Here is a 14,291-nt window from a genome sequence, read left to right as displayed (position 1 = left end):
GGCAGAGATAGGAAGGGGAACAACGATTAGTAAAAGCACGATTGGTTCGAGCGGGCAGGATGTTGATCACTCAGGTGTTGCCACAGGACGTGGCGCTTTTCACTTCCTTTCCTCTATTTTAGTGGGGGATGAAGAAAATCCCTACTGAGGAAGTTTCACTTTATTCATTTGAAATAGTCATTCGTTTAGAAAAGAAGGATAGGGCTGCATATTCTAAAAATATGTAAATCAAATAAAGGAGACCTGATATGAAAATTTTGCTTGCCACTTATTGGAATGTTCCTCATCTTGGTGGTGTATGGAACTATATGCAACAGCTTAAGAAAAGCCTGGAGGAACGGGGTCACGAGGTAGATTTAATGGGATACGGAGAAGAAAATACAATCATCCATAAAGTAAATACAGGAGAGAAAGTCGAAAAGAGCAAACTTCTTCCTTTCCTTCAAGCTAAATTTCCTCTTTATATGTACCCGAATGTTTACACGAATAAGCTTGTCGAATTTTCTGAGTTTCACAGATACCTCTTTGAATTAGGCGCTACGTATTTGGGATTAGAAAAATATGATCTTATTCATACACAAGATGTTATATCTACTGCCTCCATTAAACGTGTCAAACCTCAAAATACACCACTTATCGCAACTCTTCATGGTTCAGTAGCTCATGAAATTAGGCATCAACTAACGACTATCCACCAATCCCCTACATCTCACATGGCTAGAGAATATTATGATGAACTAGAACGTCTTGGAGCAACTTCTTCAGATTTAACGATTGTAGCAAACCATTGGCTAGAAAATATTTTACGCGATGAATTTGGGGTTCCTCAACACCAACTTCGCGTCCTTCATTATGGATTTGATAGCGAAGAATTTATTAAACAAAAAAGTAAACAGTCTTACATTGATCGTCCAATCAATAAGAAAGTGATCATTTACTCAGGGAGACTTACGGAACTGAAAGGGGTAAATTACCTTATTCAGGCACTAGCCAATTTAAAAGCGATACGTCAGGATTGGATTTGTTGGATCGTAGGGACCGGAGATAAGCAGGAAGAGCTTCAATTATTAACGAAATCATTAAATTTAGATAATGACATTTCCTTTTTAGGTAGTCGTGATGACGTACCGGCACTACTTTCTAAAGCAGATATATATGTACTTCCTTCCATTATAGAAAACCAGCCCTTATCTTTAATTGAAGCACAGCTAGCAGGAAAACCTTCTATTGTAAGTAATGTTGGTGGATTACCTGAAATGATTGAGAACAATGTCACGGGGCTATTAGTTGAACCCAAAGATGTATATGGCCTTTTCATAAGCTTAAACCGTTTATTGACGGATTCGTTATTTGCCAAAAATCTAGGCGAAAATGCAAAAAAATGGGGAATGACACATTGGTCATTTGAAAACGGTATAAGAAATCTACTAAAAGCTTATGATGAAGTATTATTAAAGAAGAAAACAGGTGATATAAATGGGTAAATATACAGGAAGTTTGAAAAAATGGTATAGTTCATTATTTAAAAAAAATGGGGAAAAAGACATCAGCGAATCTATAGATGAATTTAGTATAAATGAGGTGAATGTGGAAGAACTTAGTGTGAACGAAGAACCTCAGCCAAACATAGCCCAAGTCGAACATACTTATCAAAATAATGTTCAAACTAATATTTCCACAGAATCTCCAATTCTTTTATACGATGGAAAATATGATGATCTTTTTTTAACGCCAACCGCTACAATCCCTAAATCAATCGTACGTGAAGAATTATGGGATGTTATAAAAGAGAGATTACCAGAAGATTACACAATCCCTTGCCAGTCATCCAAGTATCTTTATAATATTTATTTTTAAATCAATTTCATCATGCAAAATTTGAAGAAAAAGCACGAACAGTCCATTCAAAAATTTTTATCAATTTTAGAGTTGTGAAGCGGATGGTGACGCCGGCGGGAAAAGCTTGAACTGAAAGGTCTACAGGAAAAAGCTTGAGGAACAGAACCCAAAAGTGTCACGTCCTATGACAACGGCCTCACATCTGTCACTTACGCTTTGCGGAGAAACTCTGATGCCAACATCATGTTGGGACGATGAAGCTAAAGCCAAACCCACGGAAAGCATCCGTTTGTAACGGAACATAAATCGCTCGAATGTTTAAAAATTAAAAAGTGAATCAATTTCATAAATCATTTTCTTCTTAAAAAATACGAACATTTAATAATAGCTAATTTTATAGTTGTGGAGCGGAAGACGGCGATTCCTCGAAAATGCATGCATTTTCTTCGTGCGGTGTTAGTTCAGGAAGCTTATTCAAAGTCCTACGGGAAAAGCTTGAGCTGAAAGCCCCGCAGGAACGTAGTGACGAGGAGATTGAAGCCAAGCCCGTGGAAAGCGCCGTCTGGAGCGGAACAAAAATTTCTGAATATTAATGTTCATGTTGATTTAAAATGTTCGTGTTTTTTATCTGAATTTTACATTATGAAATTGATTCAAGTATCTATGAAATTGATTCTCTTAAGAGGAAAAGAAAAATTATCATTTATATAATTAAAAGGAGAATGATGAATGAAGGCAATTGTGACTGGTGGAGCTGGATTTATAGGTTCCCACCTAGTTGACGAACTAATTGCAAAAGGTGCTAAAGTTTATGTGATCGATAATCTTAGCGCTGGCAAATTGTCCAATCTTAACGAAAAAGCCGAATTGTATGACATTGATATTTGTCATCCAAAAATAAAAAGCCTCATAAAGGATTTAAAACCAGATGCTCTATTTCATTTGGCTGCACAAGCGGATGTTGGTAAATCAGTTGAAAATCCTATAGAAGATGCAAGAGTTAATATTGATGGGACCATTAATCTACTTCAAAGCTGTGTTGGCTCGTCTGTACGCAAGTTTATTTTTTCTTCTACATCTGCCGTATATGGGAATATTCAACGCGATATGATTACGGAAAATGAGCGAACTGTTCCTTCTTCATTTTATGGTCTTTCCAAATTGTCGGCAGAGTCATATATTAGGATATTCCATGACCTTTTCGGTTTACAGTATACGATTTTACGATATGCAAATGTTTATGGACCTCGACAGTTACCAAAAGGGGATGGAGGGGTTGTTTCAGTTTTCCTAGATCGATTAAAAAAAGGAGAAACAATAACCATTCATGGCGATGGAGAGCAAACAAGAGATTTTATCTTCGTAAAAGATGTAGTAGCGGCCAATATAGCCGCTGTCGATAAAGCAGACCATCAAACACTCCATATTAGCACTGGTAAAAGTATCTCTATAAATGATTTATTAGAACTTATATCCGAAATACACAAACTACCTATTACTAAAGAAATCGCTCCCTCACGTGTAGGCGATATCAGGCATAGTTGTCTTTCAAACCAGCTTGCAAAAGATTACTTAAAATGGCAACCTAGCATATCAATTTCTGAGGGGCTATATCATGCATACAACCAGACCACATAAAACGGAACAGCGCAGTATATTAATAACCGGTGCTAATGGTTTTACGGGTTTGCATGCATGCCACTATTTTGCAAATGCTGGATATACGGTCTATGCTCTTGTAAGAACGCCTTCCAAAATTCCTCCCCATAAAAATATAAATGAACGACTTTGTGATCTTAATGATAAACAATCCATCAAAAAAATATTGCATACGATAAAACCACACTTTATCTTGCATCTTGCTGGGCAAAACTCTGTACCTACGTCATGGTCTGATCCCATAAATACTTTCGAGTCAAATGTGATGTGTACAGCATATTTGCTTGATGCCATTCGAACAGAATCAAACGATTCTAAAACCATTATAGTGGGTTCCGTTTTGCAATCGAATTTATCATTCCCTTCCTCATTTCAACATCCATATGCTCTAAGCAAGACGATTCAAACAGGTCTATCTGGAGCATATGGTTCTTTATTTGAATTAGACGTCATCATAGCCAATCCTTCCAATTTAATAGGACCAGGTCATTCAACAGGGGTATGCTCTCTGCTGGCTCAAAAAGTAGCAAGGATGGAAAAAGGGCAGGAAGAAAAAAAGCTAGTAGTCCATAATTTATTAGCAAAAAGAAATTTTCTTGATGTAAGAGATGCGGTAAAAGCCTATGGATTATTATTTTCTAAAGGAAAAACTGGTGAAGTATATGAAATTGCATCAGAAAAAATGAGAAGCATTGGAGAAATTACGGATATTTTGAAACAAATTTCTACGATAGATTTTGAGGTACATTCTCTGACCGAACAACAGGAGATAACACCGATGATTTATGCAACTGCTATAAAAGAGCTTGGATGGGCACCCGCAGTTCCTTTTGACCAGTCCATACTAGAAATATTAAATTTCCAAAGAAAAAACATAGTTTAAAAATAATGAACAATCTTTTTGGCTAAATTTAATTCAAGTGCCCCTTAATAGTTTTATTCATTTCATATTGTAGTAGTGGAAAGATGTTATTTTTCTTTCTAAATAATGAAAGAGAGGAGGCAAAAATATGGCTGAAAAAACATTTGTCAACAACAGTCCTGCAACATTACAGATTACTATTTATATTAGAGAAGATAATATCCCATACAGTAATATTGGCACAGAATCATTTGAGCTTCTTCCTGGTGAAACAAAGACAATTACTTATGGGGATCCAGTAAATGTTTATCTAAATGGTATAAACTTCTTCACTATATATTCCGATGATTTGTATAGTAAAGTCCAATTTATAACTGCATTAGATACTGAATTGGATAATTTACTGAATACCAATGATATATTGACAGTCACTAAAGTTGAAACGGATTATGTATTAACGGGTTCGAGCGAAAATCCGTTTTTAGATGCTGTAAATAACGCTCAAACAGCACAAGAAATGCAGGCAGCAATTGAAGACCCAGGTTTGGGGTTAGATTTAACCGCTTACAACACCCTTACGGAAGTAGAAAAAGAAGAAGTGGCCACTACTGTATTAAATAATAGACCTGTTGATGGTTACCCAAGTGTAGCTGCAGTTCAATTAGCACTAGATACAGCAATTGGTCAAATCGTCGATCCATTAAATATTTATGTTCAGCAAGGGTCAAGTGGGAATGGTAGTTTAGCAAATCCATTTGGCACAATTGCAGAAGGACTTGCTGCTGTAGCGGCTGGTGGTACCCTGAATATCCTTGCAGGGACATATCCGATTACAACGCAGATTAACATCAATAAACAAGGACTTACAGTAAAAGGTGTAGCTGGCACAATTCTAATGCTGCAAGCAGATATTATTCCATTGTTAATCACAGCTGATAATACAAGAATCGAAGGATTGACACTTACTAGTGAAACTGCTTATGCAAAAGAATTTATTCAAGTAGGCGGGGACAATACGAGTCTTGTCGGCAACACAATATATGGACCTGATCAACCTCTTCCAATGGACAATTGGGTTGTGAACAGAGCGGTTGTACCACAAGTTAGTATACAAAATTTACTAGTCGAAAATAATGTTTTCTATTCTTTAAGAACGGGCATCTATATTAATCCAAATGTAACTGGGTTGATCAGTGGCAATACTATTTACAACACAAAAGGCGGTCTGTTAGTTGACAGGGCTTTAATTGTAATCGACGGAAATTCTTGGGGTATACCAGCCAATGAATTCGATATAGTACTCTTAGCTGGAACAACTACAGGACCACCTTACGATGATTTAACCGTTTTAAGCGAGAATAATGATAATGCAACCATATCTGATCAAAGAGCAGGCTAATCAAGATCATAAACTCTACAAATATCCTTAAACCTTTTATACTTTTATAACAGCACAGACTCTCACTCCGAAACCTTTTATAACGATTTCAATTGATTTAGCATCCACATCCTATTGAAAAAGACTGTAAGCAAACAGCGTGCAACCGTTTGTTTTACAGTCTTTTTTTGGATATGATGTCGAATGTTTAGTTAAGTTTGATAAATTTTAGTGATATTGAATTTCTTTTAGTACATCAATTGTATGAATATCGATTCCTAATGCTTTCGCAACGCCTTCTCCGTATTTAGGATCGGCTTTATAACAGTGGATGATATGGCGCTCTTTGATAAAGTCTTCAACGCCTTCCATATTACGAGCGGTGTTGTCGAATAGACGTTGTTGTTCATCTGGGCTCATGATGTTGAATAATTTACCTGGTTGTTCAAAGTAGTTGTCATCATCTTCGCGGAAGTCGTAAATGTCTGCTGGGCCATCTAATGGTTCGGCAGGGTTTTTGAACTTAGGTTGTTCTTGCCATTCACCATAACTATTTGGTTCGTAGTGTAAAGTGCCACCCAAGTTGCCATCTACACGCATAGCGCCATCACGATGCCAAGTGTGTACAGGGCATTTTGGCGCATTGACTGGAATTTGATAATGATTGACACCTAAACGATAGCGTTGTGCGTCTGCATATGAGAATAGGCGGGCTTGTAGCATGCGGTCTGGTGAGAAGCTAATACCAGGTACTGTGTTAGCAGGTGAGAATGCTGCTTGTTCCACATCTGCAAAGTAGTTTTCTGGGTTACGGTTTAGCTCGAATTCCCCAACTTCAATTAGTGGATAATCCTTTTTATACCAAACTTTTGTTAAGTCAAATGGATTATCAGGGTGATTTTTTGCCTGTTCATCTGTCATTACTTGGATGTACACGGCCCATTTAGGGAATTCGCCACGTTCAATTGCTTCATATAGGTCACGTTGTGAAGATTCACGATCTTTAGCAATTACTTCAGCTGCTTCTTCATCTGTTAGATTTTGAATACCTTGCTGAGTTCTAAAATGGAATTTCACATAAACACGTTCATTTTGAGCATTGATCATAGAGTAAGTGTGAGAACCAAAGCCATGCATATGGCGATAGTCACTTGGAATACCACGGTCACCCATTACATAAGTGATTTGGTGTAATGCTTCAGGAAGATTTGTCCAGAAATCCCAGTTGTTATTTGCTGAACGCATATTTGTACGTGGATCACGTTTTACAGCATGGTTTAAATCAGGAAAGTGCATTGCATCACGGAAGAAGAATACAGGTGTATTGTTCCCAACTAGATCCCAGTTACCTTGTTCTGTGTAGAATTTTAAGGCAAAACCGCGAATATCGCGCTCAGCATCAGCAGCGCCGCGTTCACCTGCTACAGTAGAGAAACGAGCAAACATAGGCGTTTTCTTGCCAACTTCTGAAAAAATAGCTGCCTTTGTATATTTTGTAATGTCATGAGTGACTGTAAAGGTACCGAAAGCACCTGAACCTTTGGCGTGCATACGGCGTTCTGGAATGACTTCACGATTGAAGTTAGCTAGTTTTTCGATCAACCAAACATCTTGTAAAAGAATGGGACCTCGTTTACCAGCAGTCATCGAATTTGTATTACTTACGACAGGAGCACCAGCGGCAGTAGTTAACTTTTTGTTTCGATCATTTGTCATGAAATGATTCCTCCTATTAAAATCTTAGAATTGCCTTTTCGAACATAACTATAACAGATTAATAATTAAAAGTAAATTATAATGATTCTATTTTAATAATTAATTTTTAAAAATAGTAAGTATAATTTAAATTATTCCCTAAATAGGTAATTATTATGTTATATTTCATAATTATTTCTTTAAAGAAGAGTAAAAATATTCTTTTATAGATTTTTAGTCCATCACCATTGGGTTTGACTTGTATTCTGCCAGTACATTTTCAGGACTCGTTTCTATTTAAATCTTGAGATGAGGGTCATACTGTCCGTTAAAGCGGGATAAATTGATGAACAATAAGAAAGTTACGCTCTATAAAGATGCTTTTATCCACTCAGATCAGGAAGCCACTACGCAAGCCCTCGATACCAGAAGCTTATTAAAAAATATGGTTTGGATCAGTCTATGTCACGGAGAGAGAACTGTTGAGATAATGCCACACAGGAGTCATTCTTTGGCCATCTGAAGGATGATGTCGATGATCAATCGGCAAAAAGCTTGAAGGAATTAGTGTCAAAAATAAATCATTACATGGTTTACTATACTAATTACCGCTATCAGTGGAATTTAAAAAAGATGATTCCTATTCAATATAGAAACCATCTTCTAGCTACTTAATCTCTTTTTTATTGTGTCCTTGACATAGGTGCCAGTTTAAATTAGCTACCCTTTTCTATTTTTTAAAAAATGAATGATTAAATATACAACCAATGCCATAAGCGTTAAGATGACTAAAAAACTAAATAATCCCATTTTTACTTACCAAAAGAATCCTTCAGCTTCTGTAGTTACTTTTTTTCCTGCAACTTTTAAATGTAATGTAGGACTACTTGAACCCCATCCGTTAATCCAAGTTGTAACAATTTTATAGTAAGCATAAGCAGCTTGTGAAGAAGTTTCCGTTGATCTCACAAGTTTTAAAGTCTCTGATGATACAGATCCACCTATAATTCTTATCGGTCTTTCTCCATAAACTGATTTGATCTTAGAATAACCTGATTTAGGTACATATATTGTGGCATAAAATTCAGATGCTAATGTTCCTGCATCGTAATAAACTCTCCATGTTTGTGTACCAGGATCAACAGGATAGGTAGCGAAAAGTGAGATAGTTGTTGCTGGTTCAATACCTACAGTGGCTTTTTCCCCATTAGGTAAGTCCATTTGAGTTTCTTGTTTTTGATTTTTTTCTAAATCAAATGTAGCTGATAAATCTGAAGTATTAACACTGTTAGATTCAGCAGCGAATGCTTTATCAGTTTTAATAAAAGTGAATAAACACAATAAAACTAATACACTCCCAACCAAAAATGCGTACTTGTTTTTCAAACTAACATTTTGCATATACTCTCTCCCCTTTTTAATGTAATATATTATAAATATTACACTATAAATATTATTTGTCAATATTTTCTTTTTTATATTAATTGTTGGATGATCAGATATTATCTATTGCTTATAGATTAAATGAAAATAGTTATTCCTGTATATATTTTCATTTAACTTCCACATTACGTATATTAAAGGGGAATTTAGGGTGTAATTCCCCCTTTAACTAAAAAACAGCTTAAACATCAGCTTAGGGAGTGTATGTACACTCCCTAAGCCTTCCCTACCATAAGATTGACAGTTCGATTCCTAAATGTTCTTCAAACGCAATGCGTATTTTTGAAAATATCTTTTTATAGAAAATATTAAAAATAACGAATTTAATGAAAAAATTCACCTATCAGGGTGGAATGGCTATCAAAAACAATCACTCTTCTTTATGATTAATTACAGAAATTTTCACTAAATTTTCTGTTTTATTAATTTCTCGTTCTAGAAGAAAAACGAAGATACTCAAACAGAAGTAGTAAACATCCATTTTTTACTATAACCTTTGACGAGAGCGACAGAAATAATGAATCCTTGTGGGACAGCACTTCCTTTGATTTTTTGAATCCAAGTGCATGCTGGTTTCCAAGGGGCTTCCTTTAACCACCGACTAATTTGTAAATGGGTTCGTGAACTGTTCGTGTTGAGTTGAGCCAGTACGTTTAAACAGTAGACGATCATTGCAATGTATACTTGATGATGCACTCCTTGTTCGCTGTGACTGTAAAACTTTTTGATATTCAAATGTTGTTTCACCCATTTCAAAAACAATTCGATAGACCAACGTGATTTGTACAATTCAGCCATTTCGTCTGCCCTTAAGTCAAACTGATTGATGATCAAATGTAACTTGTTGTCTTTTGAATCCAGTACTTTTGATGAGACGAAAGGCATTTTCCGCACGATTTTGTGTAATTCCAATTAGAATCATTTCATCGGACAATACCATCGAATCCTCAGAGAGCTCAAGTGGTTCTAGCACTCGTGTGACGGTGTTTTTTCGAAAGCGTGAGACAAAGAAATAGTCATCGTCTGTCATGTGGCCGAATTGTTCGTAGTCGAAGTAACCACGGTCAAACACGTACATGCATTCTTTATTGTCTACTAGCATTTCTAATTGGCCACGATTATGTTCTTTTGCATTCGTGAGGACTAAGGCTGGGACAGAACAAAATTAACCCTACCCAAAACCGAATAATTGAACTTAATAAAATCAATTTCATAAAGCGTCTTTCTTTGAGAAAATACGATTATTCGATGATGAACATCTTTTAGAATGGTGTGAAGTGGAGGAAGATGACTCCTCGAAAATGCATGCGCATTTCCTTCGTGCGGTGTTAGTTCAAGGAGGCTTATTCAAAGTCCTGCGGGAAAAGCTTGAGCTGAAAGCCCCACAGGAACGTTTTAAGGAACAAAGCCTAAGTTCGCCACGTCCTGTGGCAACGGCTTCGGGATCAACGTCGTGTCGACCTGAGGAGATTGAAGCCAAGCCCGCGGAAATCGCCGTCTGGAACGGAACACAAAACTGAATGTTACGAAAAAATATATATTAAATGTTCATGCTTTTTGTACAAATTCCTCATTATAAAATAGATTCAATAGAATAATAATAAAAAGAAAATCCGAACAAATGTGAAATTTTAAATAGAATTCCACGTTATTGTTCGGATTTTTTATTAGCTAGAATACTTTTGTCCCAACCTCTATTCTCTATGCCTATTTTCAGGCAGGTGAATCGTAATTTTTGTGCCTTGTCCCTCTTCGCTTTCTAGTTGGAAGGTCGCGCCTTTCATCAAAGATAATTTGTTTAAAGGATTTGTAAATCCCACTCGTTTATTTTTTCCGCTTAGGAGTTCCTGCTGCTTCTTTAGTGGGATTCCCACGCCATCATCTTGAATAACAATTTTTACGCCCGTTTGTTCACGATCTATCGTGATCCACAGAGTTCCACCTTGGTTTCGTGGCATAATTCCGTGCTGTACGGCATTTTCTGCTAGAGGTTGAAGCGTCATAGAAGGAATCAAAATATCAATGGTCTCATCAATTTGGTAAACGATTTTTAGTCGATCACCAAAGCGAATCTGCTCGATAGCCAAATAAGCTTTTAATAATTCCAATTCATCATCAAGCGGAACAAGGGTATGATGACTTTGAAAGTTCAATTTGGCCCGAAAATAAATCGCTAAATAATGTAAGGCATCACGCGTTTTTTCCTCGTCAATATAACTAAGACCTATTATGGTATTGATCGTATTATATAAGAAATGTGGTTTGATTTGAGCATAATAAAAGCTCAGCTCATGCTTGATCGCTTCATTAGAAGATTGTTTCATCAGTAACAAAGATTCTACACGTACTTTTAATTCTTCTAAATCGATAGGCTTTTGCAAGAAATCATTGGCACCCATTTGAAAGGACATGGTTAAATCAGAAATTCGTCCAGCAGCTGTTAACATAATGATTGGTAATTCAACCAAATCATATGTCTGACGAATAACTTGACAAACATCATAACCAGACATTCCCGGCATCATTAAGTCTAAAATAATGAGATCTATTTTTTCTGCTTTTAATGTATCTAATGCCTCCTGACCATTATCAACTGCAATAACGCTATAGTCCAAAGAGTGCATCATGTTCATCAACACTTTTAAGTTAGCTGGTTCGTCATCTACTAACAGAATAGTATATGGTTTTGTCCCGTTCACCTTTGTTGATAATAAATGGTTGATGGATGTTAGATTGTTTTCAATCTCTGGTGTTGTGTTGGGTACATTTTTATCTACAACCATTTTCCATTGCTGCAATTGTTCCTCAGAGGCGAGCGGCATTGTAAAAGTAAAACAAGAACCTCTCCCGACTTCAGAAGTCACCGAAATTTGTCCACCTGAATCTTCAACAATTTTTTTTGTAATACTTAATCCTAAACCAAGACCATCTGTTGTATAGGTTGGATCATTTTTAACTTGATAAAACGAAGAAAAAATCCTTTTTATATGTTCTTTAGCTATCCCTTCACCTGTATCTGTGACGGATATGCTCATATGATCCTTAAAGGGTTTTGCAGTAATCGTAATAGAGCCATGCTTTGTAAATTTGATTGCATTATAAATTAGATTGAAAAGGACTTGTTTCAGTTTTTGTTCATCTGCAAAGATAAGCGGCAAATCATTAGGAATTTTATTGATTAACGTTAAATCATTGGAAGAAGGTATTAGATAAACCATCTCAGTTAGCACTTCTTCTACCACTCGAATATTCATAGGTTTGGAAGTGAGCCTTGTTCTTCCTTGTTTAATATTCGATACGAATAAGAGGTCTTCTACAATTTTTGACAACCTTTTACCGACTGTATGGATCAATAGTAGGCTCTCTTGCTGTTTTTTACGAAGGGGTCCTTCTGCTCCTTCCATTAATGTTTGAGAAAGATTAATGATCCCATGTAATGGAGTGCTAAGCTCATGTGATGTTTTTGCTAAGAAATCATCTTTTAATTTGTCTTGTAAAAGCAGCTCGTTGGATAATTTTTCTGCTTTATAAAGAGCTGCTTGATAACGATGTCTCATTAACAGGGACAGGGCAGATACCATTACTAAAAACATAAGTAACGTACCATTACCAATTTCTACTTCGAAGAAAAACTCAATAGCCAACAATATTCCATAAGAAATAAAAGAAAGGCCGACTATTAGTACATAGGAATATTCATCTGTTTTTCGCATAAATGCTCGGAACAATAAAACATAAACGTAAGAGAAACAAATACCCGAAATAGTAGTAACCAGTGTTTGCATAGTAGTCAATGGAACATAGTCCATAATGTCAGTTGTTGGACAAATGATACCAAATAGAATTACTTGAAAAAGTAATGTACTACATAAAAATGCAAGTACCTTTGTGATTTTCATATGAAAGAAGGTACATAAAAATAATATGAAAAATATTAACATAAGACCCATAGCGGTCATCTGAATGTCAAATTGTTCTGTAGGGTGAACCTTGGGAAATAGTATAAAAAGCCATCTTTCATTGACAGTCGAAATGTATACAGCTTGTGCTAAGCAAAAAAGGCTAAAGAATAATTCATATAGATGATGCTTGATTTGAATATGTACGGTGACATAAGTGAGTGAATAAAGTAAATAACCTGCGATGAGAAAAGCCTCGATCAGCCTAGCAAGCCCTTGCTTTGCTAAAATTTGATCAGGTTTGCCAAAATCAATGGGCTGAACAATGCCGCCTCGAGCATATTCTTTATTGGCTACTTGTACAACGATTTCAACTATTTTATCTTTACTATTTCCAAAGGCAACATATTTTCGAAAATCGTATTGATACTTTTGACTGCTTTTAGAGGGAACACCCGCAGCTCCTGCTTCTATGCCATTGATAAATACTTTACTTGCATTCCGAACTGTATTTACTTTTATGCCATATCGTCCATCTTTGGGTACCTTTATTCGTAAACGATATGTACCAGATCCAAATGGGGTAGGCTTTTTTGCTAGATACTGATCCCAGGCTTTTGGCACTGGAATTGATTTACGTATCGAGCTGAATGGACGAAACTGATCCTTAGAAGGATCTGGTGTAATCAACTCATTAGGGTAAAAATCCCATTCTCCATTAAGCTTAACCGTTTTTTCCTCTCCGCTATTCCAATTTTGCAAAGAAAGGACGCCATTTTTGGCAGCATGGCTATTCGAATCAAATACGCCGAAAGCGTTTAAAATACTGCCAGTCATTATGAACAAAATCCCAATCAATATGGATATGAAGCTTTTTTTATTCCTCATATACTCAAGCCTTTCATCATCGTTTCCTTTTTAAATGTACAACGAGTATAGGTATATTGACAATCATTGTTTAAAATAAATTCTATATAAATGAATCAATTTCATAATGTAAAATTCAGATAAAAAACACGAACATTTTAAATCAACATGAACATTAATATTCAGAAATTTTTGTTCCGCTCCAGACGGCGCTTTCCACGGGCTAGGCTTCAATCTCCTCGGGTCAACACGATGTTGACCCCGAAGCCGTTGCCACAGGACGTGGCGAACTTAGGCTTCGGCCCTTAAATTGTTCCTGCGGGGCTTTCAGCTCAAGCTTTTCCCGTAGGACTTTGAATAAGCCTCCTTGAACTCACACCGCACGAAGGAAATGCGCATGCATTTTCGAGGAGTCGCCGTCTTCCGCTCCACAACTATCAAAATTAGTTATTCTTAAATGTTCGTATTTTTTAAGAAGAAAATGATTTATGAAATTGATTCAAATAGAGCTAAAGATACAGCATTTTTTAAATTTGCACCCAATACTTATCTTTTTTTTAATCAATATGCCTGACAAATTTTCTTTAAATACGAGTGAAATGATGAATAAGATTATACATTATTAAACATTTCTTTAGAAACCATACAA

Annotated in this window: 8 protein-coding genes and 2 pseudogenes; 6 read left to right on the top strand and 4 right to left on the bottom strand. The window is 36.1% G+C overall.

The window, feature by feature from the left end:
- Positions 1-248: 248 nt before the first annotated feature.
- From FEU33_RS16705 to FEU33_RS19185, 5 genes are all read left to right on the top strand, one after another.
- Positions 249-1,484, top strand: a complete 1,236-nt coding sequence (locus tag FEU33_RS16705; protein ID WP_146550623.1) for a glycosyltransferase family 4 protein — start codon at positions 249-251, stop codon at positions 1,482-1,484.
- Positions 1,477-1,857 (top strand): hypothetical protein, encoded by a 381-nt coding sequence (locus FEU33_RS16700; RefSeq protein WP_146550622.1) that lies wholly within the window; start codon positions 1,477-1,479, stop codon positions 1,855-1,857. Before FEU33_RS16705 ends, FEU33_RS16700 begins: the two co-directional genes overlap by 8 nt.
- Before the next feature lie 711 nt (positions 1,858-2,568).
- Positions 2,569-3,477: an NAD-dependent epimerase/dehydratase family protein gene (locus FEU33_RS16695; RefSeq protein ID WP_146550621.1), complete on the top strand. Its 909-nt coding sequence runs from the start codon at positions 2,569-2,571 to the stop codon at positions 3,475-3,477.
- Positions 3,455-4,381 carry an NAD-dependent epimerase/dehydratase family protein gene (locus FEU33_RS16690; protein WP_146550620.1) on the top strand — a complete coding sequence of 309 codons (927 nt, stop codon included), beginning with the start codon at positions 3,455-3,457 and terminating at the stop codon, positions 4,379-4,381. Before FEU33_RS16695 ends, FEU33_RS16690 begins: the two co-directional genes overlap by 23 nt.
- A 127-nt stretch (positions 4,382-4,508) precedes the next feature.
- Positions 4,509-5,759, top strand: coding sequence for a right-handed parallel beta-helix repeat-containing protein (locus FEU33_RS19185; protein ID WP_244951067.1), 1,251 nt, complete (start codon positions 4,509-4,511; stop codon positions 5,757-5,759).
- A gap of 207 nt (positions 5,760-5,966) precedes the next feature.
- Here the strand turns inward: FEU33_RS19185 and FEU33_RS16680 are convergent, their stop codons facing one another.
- Positions 5,967-7,454 (bottom strand): catalase, encoded by a 1,488-nt coding sequence (locus tag FEU33_RS16680; RefSeq protein WP_146550619.1) that lies wholly within the window; start codon positions 7,452-7,454, stop codon positions 5,967-5,969.
- A gap of 319 nt (positions 7,455-7,773) precedes the next feature.
- On the opposite strand from FEU33_RS16680, the pseudogene FEU33_RS16675 reads away from it, so the two are divergent.
- Positions 7,774-8,108, top strand: a pseudogene (locus FEU33_RS16675) (IS3 family transposase); the annotation flags it as partial.
- A 141-nt stretch (positions 8,109-8,249) separates the two neighbouring features.
- On the opposite strand, the gene FEU33_RS16670 reads toward FEU33_RS16675, so the two are convergent.
- The 3 genes and pseudogenes from FEU33_RS16670 to FEU33_RS16660 all read right to left on the bottom strand — a co-directional run bounded on the left by FEU33_RS16670 (position 8,250) and on the right by FEU33_RS16660 (position 13,612).
- On the bottom strand, positions 8,250-8,834 hold the full coding sequence (locus FEU33_RS16670; protein ID WP_146550618.1) for a DUF5626 family protein: 585 nt from the start codon (positions 8,832-8,834) through the stop codon (positions 8,250-8,252).
- 570 nt (positions 8,835-9,404) lie between these two features.
- Positions 9,405-10,038: pseudogene (locus FEU33_RS16665) on the bottom strand (IS4 family transposase); the annotation flags it as partial.
- Between the two features lie 532 nt (positions 10,039-10,570).
- Entirely contained in the window at positions 10,571-13,612 is a 3,042-nt protein-coding gene (locus tag FEU33_RS16660) for a hybrid sensor histidine kinase/response regulator (RefSeq protein ID WP_186731465.1), read from the bottom strand.
- Positions 13,613-14,291: the final 679 nt, after the last annotated feature.

It is taken from the genome of Rummeliibacillus suwonensis, assembly GCF_007896435.1.
GTDB lineage: Bacteria > Bacillota > Bacilli > Bacillales_A > Planococcaceae > Rummeliibacillus > Rummeliibacillus suwonensis.
The sequence above is the reverse complement of the archived record's forward strand: the minus strand, read 5'-3'. Positions and strand labels throughout refer to the sequence as shown.

Bases quoted from the DNA above. Each gene is read 5' to 3' on its own strand.
- FEU33_RS19185 (WP_244951067.1), top strand. From the start codon at position 4,509: ATGGCTGAAAAAACATTTGTCAACAACAGTCCTGCAACATTACAGATT.
- FEU33_RS16705 (WP_146550623.1), top strand. From the start codon at position 249: ATGAAAATTTTGCTTGCCACTTATTGGAATGTTCCTCATCTTGGTGGT.
- FEU33_RS16690 (WP_146550620.1), top strand. From the start codon at position 3,455: ATGCATACAACCAGACCACATAAAACGGAACAGCGCAGTATATTAATA.
- FEU33_RS16670 (WP_146550618.1), bottom strand. From the start codon at position 8,834: ATGCAAAATGTTAGTTTGAAAAACAAGTACGCATTTTTGGTTGGGAGT.
- FEU33_RS16700 (WP_146550622.1), top strand. From the start codon at position 1,477: ATGGGTAAATATACAGGAAGTTTGAAAAAATGGTATAGTTCATTATTT.
- FEU33_RS16660 (WP_186731465.1), bottom strand. From the start codon at position 13,612: ATGACTGGCAGTATTTTAAACGCTTTCGGCGTATTTGATTCGAATAGC.
- FEU33_RS16695 (WP_146550621.1), top strand. From the start codon at position 2,569: ATGAAGGCAATTGTGACTGGTGGAGCTGGATTTATAGGTTCCCACCTA.
- FEU33_RS16680 (WP_146550619.1), bottom strand. From the start codon at position 7,454: ATGACAAATGATCGAAACAAAAAGTTAACTACTGCCGCTGGTGCTCCT.